This is a genomic window from Enterovirga sp. (assembly GCF_028290205.1).
Lineage (GTDB): Bacteria > Pseudomonadota > Alphaproteobacteria > Rhizobiales > Beijerinckiaceae > Enterovirga.
Map to the genome: position 1 here is coordinate 1 of NZ_JAQGKF010000228.1, position 17,872 is coordinate 17,872.

Annotated in this window: 21 protein-coding genes; 5 read left to right on the plus strand and 16 right to left on the minus strand. The window is 68.4% G+C overall.

Going from position 1 to position 17,872, the window contains the following annotated elements:
- Positions 1-763 (plus strand): MFS transporter (locus tag JWR86_RS15800; RefSeq protein ID WP_299567313.1); only part of this gene is annotated, 763 nt, incomplete at its 5' end.
- Positions 764-836: 73 nt separating this feature from the next.
- On the opposite strand, the gene JWR86_RS15805 is transcribed toward JWR86_RS15800, so the two are convergent.
- From JWR86_RS15805 to JWR86_RS15860, 12 genes are all read right to left on the minus strand, one after another.
- The gene (locus tag JWR86_RS15805) at positions 837-1,286 is read right to left on the minus strand and encodes a carbon monoxide dehydrogenase subunit G (protein ID WP_299567314.1); all 450 of its coding nucleotides are present in this window, start codon (positions 1,284-1,286) and stop codon (positions 837-839) included.
- A 63-nt stretch (positions 1,287-1,349) separates the two neighbouring features.
- Positions 1,350-1,745 (minus strand): 4-carboxymuconolactone decarboxylase, encoded by a 396-nt coding sequence (pcaC, locus tag JWR86_RS15810; protein ID WP_299567315.1) that lies wholly within the window; start codon positions 1,743-1,745, stop codon positions 1,350-1,352.
- 43 nt (positions 1,746-1,788) lie between these two features.
- On the minus strand, positions 1,789-2,535 hold the full coding sequence (locus JWR86_RS15815; protein ID WP_299567317.1) for an alpha/beta fold hydrolase: 747 nt from the start codon (positions 2,533-2,535) through the stop codon (positions 1,789-1,791).
- Positions 2,536-2,570: 35 nt separating this feature from the next.
- On the minus strand, positions 2,571-3,332 hold the full coding sequence (locus tag JWR86_RS15820; RefSeq protein WP_299567318.1) for an ATP-binding cassette domain-containing protein: 762 nt from the start codon (positions 3,330-3,332) through the stop codon (positions 2,571-2,573).
- Complete coding sequence (locus JWR86_RS15825; protein ID WP_299567319.1) at positions 3,329-4,081, minus strand: ABC transporter ATP-binding protein; 753 nt, start codon at positions 4,079-4,081, stop codon at positions 3,329-3,331. Before JWR86_RS15825 ends, JWR86_RS15820 begins: the two co-directional genes overlap by 4 nt.
- The gene (locus tag JWR86_RS15830) at positions 4,078-4,935 is read right to left on the minus strand and encodes a branched-chain amino acid ABC transporter permease (RefSeq protein ID WP_299567320.1); all 858 of its coding nucleotides are present in this window, start codon (positions 4,933-4,935) and stop codon (positions 4,078-4,080) included. The genes JWR86_RS15825 and JWR86_RS15830 overlap by 4 nt, the downstream gene beginning before the upstream one ends.
- Positions 4,932-5,825 (minus strand): branched-chain amino acid ABC transporter permease, encoded by an 894-nt coding sequence (locus JWR86_RS15835; protein ID WP_299567321.1) that lies wholly within the window; start codon positions 5,823-5,825, stop codon positions 4,932-4,934. Before JWR86_RS15835 ends, JWR86_RS15830 begins: the two co-directional genes overlap by 4 nt.
- Before the next feature lie 69 nt (positions 5,826-5,894).
- The gene (locus JWR86_RS15840) at positions 5,895-7,049 is read right to left on the minus strand and encodes an ABC transporter substrate-binding protein (protein ID WP_299567323.1); all 1,155 of its coding nucleotides are present in this window, start codon (positions 7,047-7,049) and stop codon (positions 5,895-5,897) included.
- Between the two features lie 135 nt (positions 7,050-7,184).
- Positions 7,185-7,865 (minus strand): GntR family transcriptional regulator, encoded by a 681-nt coding sequence (locus JWR86_RS15845; RefSeq protein WP_299567324.1) that lies wholly within the window; start codon positions 7,863-7,865, stop codon positions 7,185-7,187.
- A 52-nt stretch (positions 7,866-7,917) separates the two neighbouring features.
- Positions 7,918-8,430, minus strand: a complete 513-nt coding sequence (locus JWR86_RS15850; protein ID WP_366914593.1) for a (2Fe-2S)-binding protein — start codon at positions 8,428-8,430, stop codon at positions 7,918-7,920.
- A 5-nt stretch (positions 8,431-8,435) separates the two neighbouring features.
- The gene (locus JWR86_RS15855; protein ID WP_299567327.1) at positions 8,436-9,311 is read right to left on the minus strand and encodes an FAD binding domain-containing protein; all 876 of its coding nucleotides are present in this window, start codon (positions 9,309-9,311) and stop codon (positions 8,436-8,438) included.
- Positions 9,308-11,644, minus strand: a complete 2,337-nt coding sequence (locus tag JWR86_RS15860; protein WP_299567328.1) for a xanthine dehydrogenase family protein molybdopterin-binding subunit — start codon at positions 11,642-11,644, stop codon at positions 9,308-9,310. The genes JWR86_RS15855 and JWR86_RS15860 overlap by 4 nt, the downstream gene beginning before the upstream one ends.
- Positions 11,645-11,849: 205 nt before the next feature.
- Here JWR86_RS15860 and JWR86_RS15865 point away from each other — a divergent pair, with 205 nt between their 5' ends.
- Positions 11,850-12,689, plus strand: coding sequence for an alpha/beta hydrolase (locus tag JWR86_RS15865; protein WP_299567329.1), 840 nt, complete (start codon positions 11,850-11,852; stop codon positions 12,687-12,689).
- A 317-nt stretch (positions 12,690-13,006) separates the two neighbouring features.
- On the plus strand, positions 13,007-13,981 hold the full coding sequence (locus JWR86_RS15870) for an ABC transporter substrate-binding protein (RefSeq protein ID WP_299567330.1): 975 nt from the start codon (positions 13,007-13,009) through the stop codon (positions 13,979-13,981).
- Here the strand turns inward: JWR86_RS15870 and JWR86_RS15875 are convergent.
- Positions 13,953-14,486, minus strand: a complete 534-nt coding sequence (locus JWR86_RS15875; protein WP_366914591.1) for an Arm DNA-binding domain-containing protein — start codon at positions 14,484-14,486, stop codon at positions 13,953-13,955. The two genes, JWR86_RS15870 and JWR86_RS15875, sit on opposite strands and share 29 nt — an antisense overlap.
- A gap of 928 nt (positions 14,487-15,414) precedes the next feature.
- On the opposite strand from JWR86_RS15875, the gene JWR86_RS15880 reads away from it, so the two are divergent.
- Complete coding sequence (locus JWR86_RS15880) at positions 15,415-15,630, plus strand: hypothetical protein (protein WP_299567332.1); 216 nt, start codon at positions 15,415-15,417, stop codon at positions 15,628-15,630.
- Between the two features lie 112 nt (positions 15,631-15,742).
- Positions 15,743-16,603 (plus strand): sulfite exporter TauE/SafE family protein, encoded by an 861-nt coding sequence (locus JWR86_RS15885; protein ID WP_299567333.1) that lies wholly within the window; start codon positions 15,743-15,745, stop codon positions 16,601-16,603.
- A gap of 365 nt (positions 16,604-16,968) precedes the next feature.
- Here the strand turns inward: JWR86_RS15885 and JWR86_RS15890 are convergent, their stop codons facing one another.
- From JWR86_RS15890 to JWR86_RS17830, 3 genes are all read right to left on the minus strand, one after another.
- Positions 16,969-17,232 (minus strand): hypothetical protein, encoded by a 264-nt coding sequence (locus tag JWR86_RS15890; RefSeq protein WP_299567334.1) that lies wholly within the window; start codon positions 17,230-17,232, stop codon positions 16,969-16,971.
- Between the two features lie 11 nt (positions 17,233-17,243).
- Entirely contained in the window at positions 17,244-17,597 is a 354-nt protein-coding gene (locus JWR86_RS15895; RefSeq protein WP_299567335.1) for a hypothetical protein, read from the minus strand.
- A partial coding sequence (locus tag JWR86_RS17830) for an Arm DNA-binding domain-containing protein (protein WP_366914592.1) occupies positions 17,552-17,872 on the minus strand: 321 nt, incomplete at its 5' end. The genes JWR86_RS17830 and JWR86_RS15895, both read right to left, overlap by 46 nt.

Below are 17,872 nucleotides of genomic sequence, written 5' to 3' on the forward strand. Positions count from 1 at the left end.
GGCCTGGGGCTGGCCCGGCGCCCTGGCCGTCGCCATCGTCCTGGCGGTCTGCGCCGCCCTCGCCCTGGAGGGCGTGCGGACGCGCTTTGACGCGGAGCGGGACCCGGCCCGGCAGGTCCGCCCCGGTGACCTCTTCCGGCCCGCCAACGTTGCTGCGCCGTTCGGGCTGATGCGGGCCGAACCAGCGCTGCTCCTGCTGACCAGCCTCGCCGTGTCCTTCTCGGTCGTGCAGGGGGCGCTGTTCTCCTTCACGGTGACCTACCTGGTGGTGGATCGCGGCCTGCCGCTTGCGGAGGCCGGACTCGCCTACGCCTCGCTCCAGGGCGCGGGCGTGTTCGCCCGGATCGCGCTCGGATGGCTGGCGGACCGAACCGGCTCGGCCACCCGCAACCTGGCCGTCCAGGCCCTCGCCGCCGCGCTCCTGGTGGCCTGGTTCGGATGGCTGCCGGAGCGGCCGCCGCTGCTCCTCGCCTGCTTGGCGGCGGGCCTGACCGGCTTCGTGGCGGCGAGCTGGAACGGCGTGTATTTGGCCGAGGTGGCGCGCCTTGCCCCGCCCGACAGGATTGTGGAAGCGACGGCCGCGAGCGGCGTCGTCACCTTCCTGGGCTACATGGCCGGGCCGCTCCTGTTCTCGGTGCTGGTGAGCGCCAGCGGAAGCTACCCGGTCGCCTTCGTGGTTGTGGCGGCGCAGCTCGCCTGCGCGGCCGTCCTTCAGCTCGCCCTGTCGGGGCGCGCGATCCGGGGCCGCGCCCCGTCTGAGTGAGGCTCGGGTCCGGGGCGCCGAGCCGCGATCCGGATGTCCCGGTTCGGCTCGTCCGACCCGAGGCGCTGGGCGCCTATGCTGCTTCGACAGCCTTGGTGAAGGCGGCGAAGAACTCGTCCGCGTATTTCTTTGCGACCCCGCCGACCAGGCGCCCGCCGAGTTGCGCCAGCTTGCCGCCGATCTGCGCGTTGACCTCGTAGGTCAGCCTGGTGCCGCCCTCGGCATCCTCGAGCCGCACGATCGCGCCGCCCTTGGCGAACCCCGCGACGCCTCCCTGCCCCTCACCCGAGATGCGGTAGCCGTTCGGCGGATCGAGATCGAGCAGTTGCACCCGCCCCTTGAACGTCGCCTTCACGGGCCCAACAGCCGCCCGCACGGTGGCCGTGAACTCCGTGTCGCTGACCATGTCCAATTCCTGACAGCCCGGAATGCAGGCCCTCAGGACGGCCGGATCGTTGAGGGCCGCCCACACCTTGTCCCGGTCGGCGAGTATCACCGCGCCGCCGTTCATGATCATCGCCATTGCGAGCCTGTTATCCTGATGTGGTTGCGGCCGAGGGCGCGCGAGGCGCCCCCGACCGGCAGATCACTTCGCTTCTGCGGTTTCGCGCTCGAAATCCTTCAGCGCCTCGCGTGCGGTCCGCATGGCGTCGATGGCGGCCGGGACGCCGCAATAGATCGCCGTCTGCAGGAGGACCTCGCGGATCTCCTCCTGGGTGCAGCCGTTGCGGAGGGCGCCGCGGACGTGGATCTTCAGCTCGTGCGGCCGGTTCAGCGCTGTCAGCATGGCGAGGTTCAGCATGCTTCGCGTCTTGGTAGGCAGCTCCTCGCGCCCCCAAACCGCCCCCCAGCAATATTCCGTCACGAGTTCCTGCAGAGGACCGCCGAATTCATCAGCGGACGCGAGCGACCGATCGACGTATTCAGACCCAAGAACCTGGCGCCGCAGGGCCAAACCATCGTCGTACCGCTTGCTCTTCATATTCAATACTCCATTTTCGAACACTGGCGCGAGGCTGTCGCGCTTATTTCAGGAAATCCAGGACAGCGTCGCTGAACGCGCGAGGCTGTTCGAGATGCATCATGTGCGGTGCCCCCGGGAGCTCGACGAAGCGGGCCTGGGGAATGTGACCGGCGATGCGCCGGGTGGCATCCGGCGGCACGGCCGCGTCCGCCGAGCCCGCGATGCAGCAGGTGGGCGCCGTGACGGCCCCGAGACCGCCCGACGTGTCCAACCTCGAGATGGCACGCCAGCCGATCGCCCAACCGCGCGGGTCATCGGCGAGGAGAACCTGGCGGACGCGCGCGGCCTCCGGCGCGTTCATGAAGCCCGGGGTGAACCAGCGCTCCATGGTGGCATCGAGCACGGCCGCCATTCCGCCGCGCTCCGCCGCTGCACCGCGCTCCGCGATGGCTGCGCGCGCTGCCGCCGGAAACTCGCTTGGGCAGCCGCAAGGGATGAGGGCGGCGACCAGCCCGGGATGATGGATCGCGAGCGTCTGCGCGATCATCCCGCCAAACGACAGTCCGAGCACGGCTGCGGGCCCCGGGACGACGTCCCGCAGGCACTCGGCCACGTCCTGTGCGTAATCGGCGAGGGTGTGGTCCGGCCCGGGAAGGGGCGACCCGCCGTGGCCCGGCAGATCGAGGCGGAGCACCGTGAAGCGGGCGGCCAGGCTGGGGACCACGCCGTCCCAGCAGGTGAGGTCGAGACCAATGGGATGCAGCAGAACAAGCGGCGGGCCGGAGCCGTCGAGGCGGTGATGAAGCATGGGGAGAATGAACCAGGTTTGGCGGGCGGGGCCCGTTAGTGTGCTGCGGCGGACGTCCCCAGCAGCAGCGAGACGATCTTGCTCTCCGCGTCGGCGCCGTCCTCCTCGCGTCCGACCGCATGCATGCCGTGATCCCGGACCACGAAGGCCCGGTCGCACAGCTTCAGCGTAGTCGGGACGTGCTGCTCAGCGATCAGGATGCCGCATTGCAGCCGCTCCTTCAGATTGTGGAGCTGGCGCACCACCTCGCCGATCATCACGGGAGCGAGGCCGAGAAACGGTTCGTCCAGGAGCAGGATGCGGGGCCTCAGGATCAGCGCCCGGCCGATGGCGAGCATCTGCCGTTCGCCGCCCGAGAGCACGCCCGCCTTCTGGGCGAGGCGGCGCGTCAGGTTGGGGAAGCAGTCCAGCACCTCCTCGTACCGGCGCCGGAAATCCGCGCCGTCGCGCACGATGAGGGAGCTGATGTGGAGGTTTTCGCGGACCGTGAGATCGTGAAACGAACGCGCGCCTTCCGGAACGAGGACAAGACCGCCGCGCGCGTTCTCGGCCGCGCTGCGTCGACCGATATCCTGGCCGCCCAGGTGGATGGTGCCCTGCTGACGGGCGAGCAGCCCGATCACGGTCTTCAGGAAGGTGGTCTTGCCGGCCCCGTTCACGCCGAGGAGCGCGACGATCTCACCGCGTGCGACATCCAGCGAGACATCCTGCAGCACCGTCTTGCGGCCGTAACCTGCATGGAGGCCGCGGACCGAAAGGCCGTCCGAGAGGCTGGGCAAGGGCTGGGCGGAGCTCATCCGAAGTAAACCTCAATGACGCTCGGATCCTTGCTGATGACGCCGGGCGGGCCTTCGGTCAGCTTGGTGCCGGTGTTCAGGACCACCACGTGGTCGCAGAGCTGCGCGATCACGCCGAACGCGTGATCGACCAGAAGCACCGTCCCGGTGGTGCGGAACTGCTGGATCAGGGCGACCACGTGCTGGCGCTCGAAGGCAGACAGGCCGGCGAGCGGCTCATCCAGGAGCAGGACTGCCGGGCTCGCCGCGAGGGAGCGGGCGATCGCCACGAGCTTCTGCTGGCCATAGGGAAGCGATCCGGCCGGCGTGTCAGCCACGGCGGTGAGGCCGCTCTCGGCCAGCAAGGCCCGCCGCGCCGCGTCGTTCGGCATGCCCGCGCCACGCGCCAGCGCCCCGATGGCGACGTTCTCGGCCACCGTCAGGTCGGGGACGATGCGGGGGTCCTGCCAGGTCCTGACCACGCCCGCCCGGGCGATCCGCTCGGGCGGTAGGCCGGCCAGGTCGGTGCCGCCATACAGGATCTCGCCGGCGTCGGGCTTGTAGTAGCCGGCCAGGAGGTTGAGCAGGGTCGTCTTGCCCGAGCCATTCGGCCCGATCAGCCCCACCGTCTTGCCGGCCGGCACCGTGAAGCTCACGTCCCACACGGCCCGCACACCGCCGAAGGATTTGTGCAGGCGCCGGATTTCGACGCCGCCGCGGGCGCTGCCCGATGCGGCCGTCATGCTGCTGCTGACCCCTGTCATCGTCATGCCCTGGACGTCTTGCTGTGGAGGCGAACGTAGATGGTCACGATGATCAGGAGCCCGAACACGATCTGCCGCAGCGGCCCGGCGGAGACCGCGTTGAAGGCCGCGAAGCGCAGCGCCTCGGGGATGCCGATCAGGACCACCGCGCCGAGCACCGCGCCGCCGACGCTGCGGGTTCCACCCAGGATGACCATCGCCAGGATGAGGACGGACAGGTGCAGCTCGAATAGCGGCGGCGCGATGTAGCCGGCCTGCATCGCAAACAGCGCACCGGCGAGCCCGGCGCCCGCGCTGCCGATGGCGAACGCCCGCACCCTGAGGCTCCACACGGGCCCGCCGAGCGCCCGCACCATGTCGGGATCCGACGCGCTCGCGACGAGCAACTGGCCGAAGCCGGATTTGGCCAGGGCCCGGAAGGCCACGAAGGTGAGCGCGGCCAGCAGCAGCGCCGCTAGCAGGAGCATCAACTGCGGATCGGCGTCGCCGATCGAGAGCCGGGGGATCTGGGCGACGCCATAGGCGCCGCGGGTCAGAGATGCCCAGTTCGTCAGGACAATGACCACCAGCAGGTTGAAGGCGAGCGTGGTGACTGCGAACTGCTCCTCGTCGAGATGCACGGACACGGCCGCCAGCGCGGCGCCAAGCACGGCCGTGCCGACCACGGCCGCGACCACCCCGACCGCCGGCGAAACGCCGGCCTGCGTCGTCAGCAGCCCGTAGATGTAGGCACCGATCCCGAGCAGGACGCCGTGCGCCAGCGAGAACAGGCCGGCACGCCCCAGCACCAGGTTCAGACTCATGCTGGCGATCGCAAAGATGCAGGCGAGCGCCACGACTTCATACAGGTAGACGATCATCCGGCGACATTCCTGCGAGCGAGCCGGCGTCCTTGCCAGGTCACGAGCCGAGCGCGAGCGGCATCGACGACCAGAAAGCCGAGCAAAATCAGCACCGGCATGGCCGGCTGCCAGGCGGCGGGAAACCAGATCAGCATCGCGCTCTCGGTGAGGCCCATGCCGATGCTGGCGACGAAGGAGCCGACCACGGAGGCGCGCCCGATCAGGGTGGCGACGATGGCGACCACCCAGACGGGCAGCCCCGAGCTCGGCTCGATGCCGGTCTTCATCAGCATCATCAGGCCGGCGATCCCGATCAGCAGCGAACCGCCCGCAAAGGTGGCCACGCGGATCTGTCCGACCTTGATCCCGGACAGCTCCGCCAGCTCCGGCGCGATCGTCACGGCCCGGATGGCCGCGCCCAGGGAAGTCCAGCGGAGAAAGGCGACGAGGCCGCCCCACAGCGCCAGCGCCACACCGGCTTCCGCCAGCTCCAGCGCGCTGACGCCGGCCCCCAGCACCGTGACATAGGTCTGGAGCACGGAGTCGAACGGCACCGGCACCGAGCGGGGCGCGGCGCCCCAGATCAGTTGGATCGTGTTCTCGACGACGATGTAGGCGCCCAGCGAGACGACAAACAGCAGCACGGCGCTCGCCCCTCGCCGCGCCAGGGGCCGATAGAGCAGGAGCTCTGCCCCGACCCCCAGCACCACCGAAAGGACGAGCGCGAAGGCTGCGGCCGCCACCTGGCCGATCAAGGGGGACGCGACCCAGTAGCCGTAGGCCGCCGTCGTGAAGACCGCCGCATGGACAACGTGGAAGATGCGCGTGGCGCGATAGATCAGGCTGAAACTGGCGGCCCAGAGGCCGTACACGCAGCCGGATATCAGCCCGTAGAGGAGGAGCGACATGAAGCGGGGGTTTTTCGGATCGAGGGGGCGGCGCGCGGCGGGGCCGCGCGCCAAGGTGCGGCCAGTCCGCTAGTCGGCGAGCGCGACGCGCTTGCCGTCTTTGATCTCGACGAAGCGGGTTTTCAGGACCACCTGCCCGCGCTCATCGAAGTGCCACAGGCCGGTCACGCCATCGACCTTGCCGATCTTCGACAGAAACGCCTGGATCTCCGGCGCGGTCTTGGCGCCCGACTTGAAGGCGCGGCCGAGGACGATCAGCGCGTCGTAGCTCGTGGCCGCATAGACGCTCGGCGTGGCGCCGCCGTTGCTGGCCTTGTAGTCCGCGGCGAACTTCTTCATCGCGGCCGAGCCGTTCTCGGGATCGAACGGCCAGCTCGCATGGATGAAGCCTTCCGCGCCGGCGCCGCCGAGCTCGACGGTTTCGGGCTGGGACGCGGCCACGTTGCCGATCAGCTTGACCTTGCCGGTGATGCCCATCCGCTGAGCCTGAGCCAGGATGCGCCCGGTCTCGGCCGCATAGGAGGCGAGATAGATCCAGTCGGGCTTCTCGCTCATGGCGCGGGTCAACTGCGCCCGGTAATCGGTGGCGCCGGCCTTGTAGCCCTCTTCCCCCAGCACGGTGCCGCCGAGCGTCTGGAACGCCGGCCTGAAGACATCGGCCGCCGCCTTACCGGCTGCGGTATCCTGGTAGATGATGAAGGCCTTGCGGGCGCCCTTTGCGTGGGCGAACCGGGCCGCATCGGTCGCTTCGATCTGGTAGCTCGGCATCGTGCTGAAGGTGAACGGCCCGATCTTGCCGATCAGCGGGTCCGCCGCCATCGAGTTGATCTGCACGACCTTGTCGCGCTCGCCGAGCGGGCCGAGCGCCAACACCACCGGGCTGACCGCATTCACGATCGCCGCCACCTTGTCGATGCGGACGAGCTTGTTGTAGGCGGTGATCGAGGCCGGGACATCGGCCGCACCGTCTTCGGTGATGACCTTCAGGGCGATGCCTTCGGCCTTGAGAGCGCCCTGGGCGATCGAGACCACGCCCGTGAAGCTCTGGCCGTATGTGGCGGCCGGGCCTGACAGCGGCATCACGGCGCCCACCGTCGCGCTCACCTCTTGCGCGGCGGCCGAGGAGATGGCGCCCCCGGCCAACATCACGCCGAGCAGCGCTCCGAGCGGCAGACGACGCCCTGTCCGCAGGCTCCGAGCTTCAGACTTGAACTTCAAAGGCACGATGCACCCCTCCCGTTTTTATTTCGGGCGCACGGTCACCGATCGTGTTTCGCCCGCGCCATCTCGGCCGGGGCGCACCATACCCGGACGGCCATGTCAGTCAACATGACCGTCATCTCGTATTACGGTCTTCCGCTACTTTTTAGTGTCGGTCATCAGGGCCAGGGCCGCCTCGGCGGCGTTGCGGACGTGACGCAGGCAGGCCTCCGACGTGGCGGCCGGGTCCCGGGCCTTGGCCGCCCTGACGATGTCCCGGATTTCCGCGATGCTGGTGTCGAGCCGGGACGTCACGCCGAGCGACACCCGCCGCAGCAGGCTGATCCGCGCCTGCATCATGCGCAGCACCGACGGGATCATGTCGTTGCCGGCGCCGTCCAGCAGGGCGTCGTAGAAGGCGTCCTTGGCGACGAGGATCTGCTCGATCTTGCCGGACTTGTAGCCCTTCCAGACCGGCTCGACCGTCTTCTCGAGGGCGGCGATCTGCGCGTCACTTGCCCGGGTGGCGAAGAGGGCGCCGGCGAGCGCCTCGAGCGCCCCTCTGACCTCATAGATGCTGCGCGCCTGCTCGGGGCTGATCAGGGCCACGATGGGTCCCTTGTTGGGGACCATCTGCACCAGCCCCTCGGTCTCGAGCTGGCGCAGGGCCTCGCGGACCGAGGTGCGGCTGGCGCCGGTCAGCTCGCAAAGATCCTTCTCGACGAGTCGCTCCCCTGGCTGGAAGCGTCCGGCCAGGATTGCGGACCGGAAGGAATTGACGACCTGAAGCCGCACGGGCGCGGCAACACTCGAGATTTTCATCAGGTCGTCTGGCTTCATCTTCGCTCCGGCACGGCTATTTGGACGGTCACGACCTTATAGCCGCTTGCGGTCAGGCTGGAGAGCCTGTCCCCGCGCCCCGCCGCTCACGCAGCTCGGCCGCCGCCGCCAGTACGGCATCCACAATGAACTGGTAGCCGGTGCAACGACAGATGTTTCCGCTGAGCCACTCGCGAACCTCGAGTTCGGTCGGAGAGGGATTCTCCTCAAGCAGGGCCACCGAAGCGGTCAGGAACCCAGGCGTGCAGAAGCCACATTGCAGCGCGTGGTGCTGCTTGAAGGCCTTCTGGACCGCATGCAGCTCGCCATCCGTGCCGAGACCCTCGACGGTGCGGATGCGCGTCCCGTTCGCCTGAACAGCGAGGGTCAGGCAGGACCGCACCGGCGCGTCGTCGATGAGCACCGTGCAGGCCCCGCAGGCGCCGTGCTCGCAGCCGAGATGCGTGCCCGTGAGAGAGAGGTCTTCCCTCAGAAAATCGGCCAGGGTCCGGCGCGCTTCCACCTGCCGACGCGTGTAATCCCTGCCATTGACAGAGAGTTCGACGTCCATCCGTTCAGCCGGCATCGGCATCACTGCGCTCCTGATTCGGTACGGCTGGCCGCGACGTCCAAGCCCTGCTGGACCAGATGGGCCGCAAGCGCGCGCCGATACTCGGTGCTGGCGTGGAGATCGGCATCGGGCTCGATGGTTTCGGCGACATGGCGGGCGAAGTCCGCGAACAGGGCCGGGACCGCTGTTGCACCTGGCGCATAGTCGCCGAGCCGGAAGCGCTGCGCGCGGCTGCCAATGCCGCCGAGGGCGACGGCTGACTCGTCCAGCCGGCCCTGCGCGTCGCGGGTGACGATGCAGCCGACCGACACCATGGCGAAATCGCCGTGCCGGCGCGACACTTCCGAGAAGGAATAGCCGGCCCCGACGACGGGCAGGGGCAGCCTGACCTCCTCGACCAGTTCCTCCTCGCCGACAGCGGTCGTCAGCGCATCGAGGAAGAACTCCTCGGCCGAAACCACGCGGTCACCGGAGTGCGAGCGCAAGCGGAAGGCCGCGCCGAGCAGAATGGCGCAGACCTGCAGCTCGGCCGCCGGGTCGGCGTGGCACATCGAGCCCACGATGGTGCCGCGGCTGCGCGTGGCCGGGTGGCCGATGAACTGCACAGCCTCGGCCATCAGCGGGATTTCGGCGCGGAGCGCCCGGTCGCGTTCGAGCGAACGCTGGCGAACGCGGGCTCCGATCCGAACGCCCTCGCCCGTCACCTCCCAGGCATCGAGACCCGGGATCCGGTTGATGTCGATGATCACGGACGGGCGCGCCATGCGCAGGCTGAGGAGCGGCATCAGGCTCTGGCCGCCCGCCATGAGCTTCGCGTCCGTTCCGTAGCGGCTGAGCAGATCGAGGCACTCCTCGACCGAGTGCGGGGCCGCATAGGAGAAGGGTGCGGGCTTCATTGGGCCTGCTCCGCGCGCGTGCGGGCCTCGCCCAGCCAGGCGAAGAGGTCGCTTTCGCTGAACGGCACATGGTTGAGGCGGACGCCGAAGGGCTGGAGCGCGTCCTCCACGGCGGCGGAGAGCACGGCCGGAACCGGGATCGTGCCGCCCTGCCCGGCTCCCTTCATGCCGAGGGGATTCAAGGGAGACGGGGTCACGATGTAGTCGATCTCCACCCGGGGCACGTCCATGGTGGTCGCCATCAGATAGTCCATGAAGGTTCCCGTCAGGATCTGGCCGCCCTCGTCGTAGACGACCTTCTCGAAGAACGTATTTCCGATCCCAAGCCCCAGACCGCCGATGACTTGGCCATCGACGATGAGCGGATTGATGACGTTGCCGAAGTCTTCCACCGCAACGTATTGCAGGATCTTCACTTGGCATGTCTTCGGGTCGACCTCGACCACGGCGCAGTGGCAGCCGGTCGCGAACGTGTTCGTCGGCGGGCAGAAATTCGCCACGGTGCTCATGCCCGGACCGAATTCCTGCATCGGCAGCGGGGCGCCGGATTCGCCGAGCGAGGTGTGCACGATGTCCTTCAGCGACACCGAGCGGCTCGGCTGGCCCTTCACCCGGACGCAGCCCTCCTCCAGCTCGAGGTCGCCGGCCTGGGCCTGAAGCATCGTGCCGCCGATCGCGAAAGCCCGCTGCTTGAGCTGCTTCGCGGCGATCGACACGGCCGATCCCGTGACCACGCCGGCCCGGCTGGCGAACGTGCCGATGCTGTAACGCACGAGGTCGGTGTTGCCGGTCAGCACCTTCACGGCCTCGAACGGCACCGCGAGTTCGTCGGCGACGATCTGGGCAAAGGCCGTGCGCTGGCCTTGCCCCTGCGAGGGGGTCCCCATCCGCACCGTGACCGAGCCGTCCAGCTCGATCGACATCCCGACTTCCTCGAAGGGCCCGAGCCCGGTGTCCTCGACGCAGAGCGCAAGCCCGATGCCGATGAACTTGCCCTCCTGGCGGAGCTTCGTCTGCTCCTCGCGCCGGGCGTCGTACTTGATCATCGCGAGGCCGCGCCCGAGGAGGGCCGGGAAATCGCCGCTGTCGTAGGTGCGCTTGGTCCCGTCGCGGGAGATGAAGCCGAGTTCGTAGGGAAACTCGTCCGGCTGGATCAAATTGCGGCGCCGGAGTTCGGCCGGGTCGATCTTCAGTTCGTGGCCGACCTTGTCGAGGAGGCGCTCGCAGACGTAGCAGGCCTGCGGCCGGCCCGCGCCGCGCACCGGGGCCGTCGGCACCGTGTTCGTGTAGACGATGTCGGCGTCCACCTTGTAGTTCGGGACCTTGTAGGGCCCCGGAATGTTCACGGCGGTGAGCAGCGGCACGACGGGCCCCCACGGCGTGTAGGCGCCGGCGTCGTAGAGAAAGCGCCCGCGAATCCCCAGGATCACGCCGTCCTGCGTGACCGCCATCTCGAGGTGATGGATCTGGGTGCGTTCGTGATAGGAGGCGATCAGGTGCTCGCGCCTGTCCTCGATCCACTTGATCGGGCAGCCGAGCTTGCGGGCGATGACCGGGACCAGCAGGTCTTCGGTGTAGGTCAGGCCCTTGTAGCCGAACCCGCCTCCGACGTCGGGGTTCAGGACCTGGACGGAGTTCTCGGGCAGGCCGAGCGCGTTGGCGATCGCGGTGCGGTGCACGAACGGGACCTGGGAGACGTTCCAGACCACCATCCGGGATTCATATTCGTTCCAGTACGCGACGACCCCGCGGGTCTCCATCGCCTGGCCGGCGCCGCGCTGGATTTCGAGCCGCTCGCGGGCCACGTAGAAGGCCTGGGCAAAGGCCGCATCGGTGTTTCCGGTCACCACCGGGATGCGCGCGCCGAGATTCGAGGGCACGTCGGGATGCACCAGGGGCGACCCCGGCAGGATCGCCTTTTCGAGGTCGATCACGGCGGGCATCTCGTCGTACTCGACGAGCACGAGGTCGGCGGCGTCCTCGGCCAGATAGCGGCTGTCGGCCACGATCGCGACAATCGGCTCGCCGACATAGCGCACCTCGCCCGCGGCCAGCACCGCCGGTCCGCGGGGATGCCGCAGCGCCGGATTGGGGTGGCAATCGGGAAGAATTCGCGCCGACAGCGGCAGGTCGTCGGCGGTGAAGACGGCGTGCACGCCCGGAAGGGCCAGGGCGGCTGCGACGTCGACCTTGATCTTCGCCCGTGCCACCTGGCTGCGGACGATCGCCACGTGCAGCATCCCCGGAAAGCGCAGGTCGTCGACGTAGCGCCCGCGCCCGGCGATCAGGTTGTCGTCTTCGGCACGGACCTGTCTGTGTCCGAACAGACCCATTGAGCGCGTCCCCCTCTTCGCACAAAGCGGACCCAAGTCCGGTTCGACCGGGGTTTCGGGGATCTACCGGGGCGGCGTCGGGCGTGTCAACGTCCCATATTACAGGCAGTTGATATTACGGTTGGCGGCTGTACGGTGAGGGGCCCGGCCGGATGGCGGCGCGACGCGCGCCTCTGCGCGGGCGATGCTTTCGCAGGAGTGACACATGCCCTTGGCCCAAGTGAATGGCACGGAGATCTGGTACGAGATGCAGGGCGACGGCCCGCCCCTCATGCTGTTCCCTGGCCTCGGCATGGACCACAATTACTACCGGCTCGGCGAGCCCCTCATCCGGGAGCGGGCGACGACCATTCTGGTGGACCCGCGCGGCATCGGCCATTCGCGCAAGGATTCCCCCTCCGAGATCACGTACACGCCCGAACTCTGGGCCGACGATTTCGCGGCTCTGGCGCGCCAGCTCGGCTTCGACAAGGTCGACATCCTGGGCTCGTCGCTCGGCGGCGCCATGGCGATGTGCTTCGCCGACAAGTACCGCGAACTGACCCGCTCGCTGATCGTCATCGGCGGGTTCTCGCATCTGGACCGCGCCCTCGAGACCAATTTCCGCCTGCGCCAGAAGATGGTGAAGAAGCTCGGCATGGGCGAGGAGATCGCCGACTTCATGGGCCTGTCGACCATGACGCGCGAGTTCATGGAGACCGAGGACGGCCTGCGCGTGATGCAGGCCAACCAGGCCAACATCCGCAACAACTCGCCCGAGCTGTACCACGCCTTCCTGAACTCGATCCTCTGGTGGGGCCGCAAGCTGCCGGGGCAGGAGAACGAGCCGCTGTTCACGGAACGGCTGAAGACGTTTGATGTCCCCTCGCTCATCATCGCGGGCGACAACGACTACTTCATTCCGGCCTTCTTCTCGAAGATCATCGCCGACAACATCCCGGGCGCCATCTACCGCGAAGTCGAGAGCGGCGGCCACATCCCGTTCATCGAGAAGCCGCGCGAGACGGCGGCCCTGGTCAGCGCCTTCCTGGCCAGCCTGTCCTGATCCGGCCGGGCGGGAGACCGCCCGAGGGCTGAACCGGCACGGTGCCGTCCCAAAGCCTGGAGCGCCGCATCGGCGGCGCTCCGACCGGGCTCGCGAGGGGCGACGCGCTGCCGGGCCGCAGGGAGGCCCGTCACGGCGGACGTCTCGCCCGCACCACTCGGCCGAGCTGAGCGGCAAGGGGTCGGCGGCCGCGCCGAGGGGGGCGGATCGGATGGCCCGGACGCCAGGGCGAGCCCGACCGTAGCAGCACCAAGCATGCTGGCGAGGCGAGCCGCGGCGTGCCAGGATCGCGCGACGGGCAGGCCGAGAGGTGTCGAATGAGACGGCGGGAGCTGCTCGCCGGTCCGGTCGCAGTCGGGTTGTCGTCTCGCGCTTGGGCGCAGACGCGGACCGGCCCGATCAGGATCGGCTTCATCACCTTCCAGGGACCCGCGCTGTCCTCGTCCACCGACGAGCTCCGGAAGGGCCTGACGGAGCGCGGCTACGTCGACGGACGCGACGTCGTGATCGAGGCTGCCTTCGTGGACGGCGACCGCGCGCGTGCCGAGAGGTTCGTCCGGGATCTCGTCGAGCAGCGCGTCGACGTCATCGTGGCGTGGACGACCCCGGCGGGGTTCGTGGCAAAGCGTGCCACGGAGGGCACGGGCATTCCAGTGGTTCTCGTGACCTCGGACCCGGTTGCGGCGGGTTTGGTCGCCAGCCTCGCGCGACCGGGCGGCAACCTCACCGGGATCTCCATGGCCAGTCCGGACCTCTCGGGCAAGCGCCTGCAACTGTTGAAGGAGGTGATGCCCCGCCTTCGGACGGTGGCATTCCTGGGCAATTCCCGCAGCGCCAACGCTCCCGTGTTCCTGCGCCAGAACAAGGTGGCCGCCGACCAACTCGGCTTGTCTGTGGTCAGCCGGCTGATCGACTCGCCCGAGCTGATCGACGAAAAGCTGCTGGACGGGATGAAACAGGAGGGCGCCGAAGCGCTCGTCGTCCAGCCGAACCTGACGGGGCAGGCCGCTCGAATCGTCGCCCTCGCCACGAAGGCGGGAATGCCGGTCGTCTCGGATCACCCGCCTTTCGCCGCCGCCGGGGCTCTCCTCACGCTCGGAGCGGACGAGCGCCAGCATGTCAGGCAAGCGGCCTACTACATCGACCGCATCCTGAAGGGGAGCAGGCCGGCCGACCTGCCGATCGAGCAGCCGACCTCCTTCCCATTCATCCTCAATGCGCGCGCAGCGAGGCAGTTCGGACTGGCTTTGCCGCCCGACATCCTCAGCCGCGCCGACGAGGTGATCGACTGAGGCGATGGGAGGCGCTGGTGGGGTGAGCGGCGCGGCTTGATCCGGACGGCCAGGTGCGCCGTGACGGACCTGAGGCCAGCCGCAGGCTCGCGGGCGATCGCCACGAAGGTCTCGCCGCTCGCCTTCGTGACAATGAGCTTCTTCTGCCTCTTGACGGCGCTCCGGTCGCGGCCGCCGCGCAGGGTGGCTTCGCCTCGTCTGGGGCAAGCCGGGCATCCGCGAGCGACAGCTCGGGATAGGAGCCGATCGCGAGCAGCTTCTCCTTGCCGCCGAACTGGTCGCGGAATCGCCAGAGCTTGCCGCGCGTCCCGAGAAGGTGAAGCCCGCTACCGCCGCTGAGCTTGCGGCACTTCGGTTCGGGCCTTGCCTTTCGGATCTGGACGCGGGTCAGCACTCCCGGCCTCAAGAGACCCGGTTCTGCGGTCAGGATACCCGGCCGCGTCCCCGGTAGATGGGAGATTGGCTGAGACCCGATGAGACAACGTGGGAATCCGACCGCCCTCACGTCCCTGCGTCTTATGCTGGTTTGCGAAGGGAGGGGAAGGCTTTGACCCAGCAACTGGCGGAGAAGGAGACGGTCGAACTACCTCCTTAAGCCCTTGTTATGTCGAGTTGTCCGGCAGTTCTATTGACGAACATACCCCGCATGATACCCGGCCCGGAACAGCGCTTGGCGTGGCTGGGCGGACACAGCGGCTCGGCGCGTTCAGGTACCGGCTGGCTTCGCCCGCCATAGCCGCCAGACCAGGAAGCCCGTCAACGCAACGTAGAGCGCGGTAGGGACCAGGGCCGGCCCCGTCGACCGCCCGCCAGCTGGAGATGTGTTTCGAAACCTATCGCTGGCCCGAGCGCTCGGTCGCGTCCAGGTTGATGGTCTTCGACGGTGCGATGTTGGTCGTCCGCGGCATGGATGCCGAGCGGCGATCGGTCGAGATCGTAGCCGAGGGGGTCGGCGAAGAAGCCGGACATCCGCACGCCGGACCGCCCCGGCCCAGGACGGCCCAGTTTTGATGCTCCCATATACCGGCCGTTCCCTGCCGACGGATGCTCGCTGATCTAGACGAATACAGAGCATGCCTGGTTCGCGCCATGTCTAGGCAGTTTTCTCCCTATCACGGCGTGATCGCCCCTGTCATAAGGGAGGATTCGTGCTTGGGAGCGAGGCGTCAGATCTCGCCCGCGTGGCTGTGTCGGCCAGCCCGGCAGGAGTTTGGGGCTGCGTCGATGGAGAGCTACCTTTTCGATCAGCGCGCTGCTGGTCGAGGCCGTCGTCCTTGTCTCCGGCTCGGCCTCTGTCGCGCAGGACCGGGCGCCGGTCGCCAGCCAGAGCCCGCCGATCGGCCCCATCACGCCCCGGTCCGTCCGGCCGAGCCGCAACGGCGGCGGAACCTTCCACCTTCTCCAATCGCTCCCGGCCATGTTCCGGCGGCCGAATGAGCAATCGTTTCGAGGTCTCGTCAGCCGGACGATGGATCGTCGCGGCGCTTACGGTCGCGACGGTGTTCGCGACGGCCGGCGCCAGAGGTGCGGAGCGGGACTTGCAGGTCTGCGCCGCGCACGACCTGCACGTCGTCTGGCAGATCGAGGAATGGGCCGAGCTTCGACCGGCTGAGACCGATCGGGTCCTCGCTGGCGTCGACGCGTGCTAGCGGCCCGCCGCGCCTGCCGCGCCTGCCGCGCCTGCCGCGCCGGCGCCTACGCCGAGGCGATCCGGATCTACGAGCGGTTTGACCGCGACCCGACTCAGGTGCGGTGGCTCCGATGATCCTGGACGCGAACACCCTCGTGGTGCTGTCCGCGGCGGCGTTCTCCGGCGCGTTCGTGACGTCCTTCGCCGGCTTCGCATTCTCGCCGGTCGCGGGCGTGATCCTCATGCTCGTGCTGCCGGCCAAGACGATCATCCCGGTTCTGATGATCTGCAGTGTCATCGTACAGGCAGGAACGTTGGTTTGCGCCCGCAAGAGCCTCGCCCTCGGCAGCGTCGGCCCGATGTTGATCGGCGGAGCGTTGGGAGTGCCGATCGCGGTCCAGATCTATCACCGGACCGACCTGTCCCTCTTTCAGGTGAGCTTCGGACTCTTCCTGGTGGCTTACGCGGCGATCATGCTTGTGCGCCCCTCTCGCCAGTTCCGGGTACAGACGCGCCCCGCGACGGAGGTGGCCGTCGGCTTTCTCGGCGGTCTCGTCGGTGGTCTCACGGCCATGCCGGGCGCGGTGCCGGTCCTCTACTGCGATTGCACGGGTGCCGGGAAGGAGGTGCAACGCGCGAAGGTGCAACCCTTCATCCTGGTCATGCAGGTTCTCGCGCTCGCCCTGATAGCCGTTCACGGCGATCTCGATGCGCGCACGGCCGAGCTCGTCGGCGCCTCGCTACCCGCGCTCGCCCTCGGCGTGGTCGCCGGCTTGAAGCTGTTCGGCAGCGTTTCCGAGGCGAGCTTCAGGCGCCTCGTGCTGCTGCTTCTCCTCGCGACAGGCCTCGCGCTTGCCGCTCTCCCCCCCCGCGGCGCTGCCGCCAGCACCGCCTCGCATTCCCCGGTCATCCCCTCGACCCAGTCCTGTCCACCGCAGACCGCGGGAGGCGAGGTCCACCCGGCCACGCCCGCAGGTCCGGACTTTCACTAAGTGTTCGAAAACAATCCGGGCACGTCTCCAATCCGGCGTTATCAGCAATGGATTAGTAATGATCGCGCTTAGCCAAGATCAGAAAGATACTTCAGCTCCCGTAGCGGTTCCGGTTCTCGCCCGCGTTGTGGTGGCAATTGCCGCCATTGCCATGACTGGGTGGGTATTCGACCTTCCCGGCGCCGTGGCGGGCAAGGCTCAAAGGGACTCGGTCGTTGACAGCTGCTCGGGCGGAGATGAGGTCACGAGATTTGTTTGTCGTAACACGTGGCTATCGCATCATAAACTCAGCTATCGCTAGGCTCACGCGCAGGCGCCGACCTCTGTCCTCGCTCTCTCGGCAGCGTCGCCGTCATCCCACCTGCTTAAGCTAGCCGCCAAGCGCGTCTTAGTGCGCCGAGCAAGTGGCCGCTTTCGGCCAAGACTTTCGCGGCGCAATCGGCGAGCTCCCGGGCGGGAACCTGCTCCGGGTCGTTGTGGCCGTAGACGAAGTTGAGGCGAGGAAGTCCCGTGAAGCGCGGCGCCGGCACCTGCCACGTCGGCGAATCGGGATCGACCCCGGCCAGCTCCGTCCAAGGCGTCTGCGCCAGCGTTCCCGGCCGAAGCACCGTGAGGGCAAGCAGCCGCATCCCGAGCTTCGTCACCGGATGCGCGGGCTGGGACTCCGTCCGTTCAAGGTGCGCGCGTCTCCGAGATCCGTGATCGCCGGTTGCCGGCCCCTCTTGATCGGGAGCAGGGCCTCGCCGAGCGCCGCGGCAGGATCGACCTCGCCGCGGGCCGCGATGATGGCGTATTTGGCCACGGACGAGATCCGCTGCCGCAATCGCTTCGCCGTCTCTTTGGCGTCCCGCTTCTCGACCTCGCGCAGCACGCCGAGAAGGTCGAGCGGCGTGATCTGCCAGACCGGGAGAGTCCCGATCTTGGGGAAGACGTCGCGCTCCAGGCTGATCAGCACGTCGGCCGCGTGCTTCTCGACCCAGCGGCCCCTTTGCATCTCGTGCCATTCGCGGGCGATGGCCTCGAAGGTCTCGCCGCTCTCCTTCGCGACAGGAGCTCCTTCTGTCTCTTGACGGCGCTGGGGTCGCGGCCGCCACGCGCGGTCGCCTTCGCCTCGTCACGGGCAAGCCGAGCATCCGCGAGCGACAGCTCGGGATAGGAGCCGATCGCGAGCAGCTTCTCCTGGCCGCCGAACTGGTCGCGGAATCGCCAGTGCTTGCCCCCCGCGGGCGTCCCGAGAAGGTGAAGCCCGCTAACGGCGCTGGGCCCGGC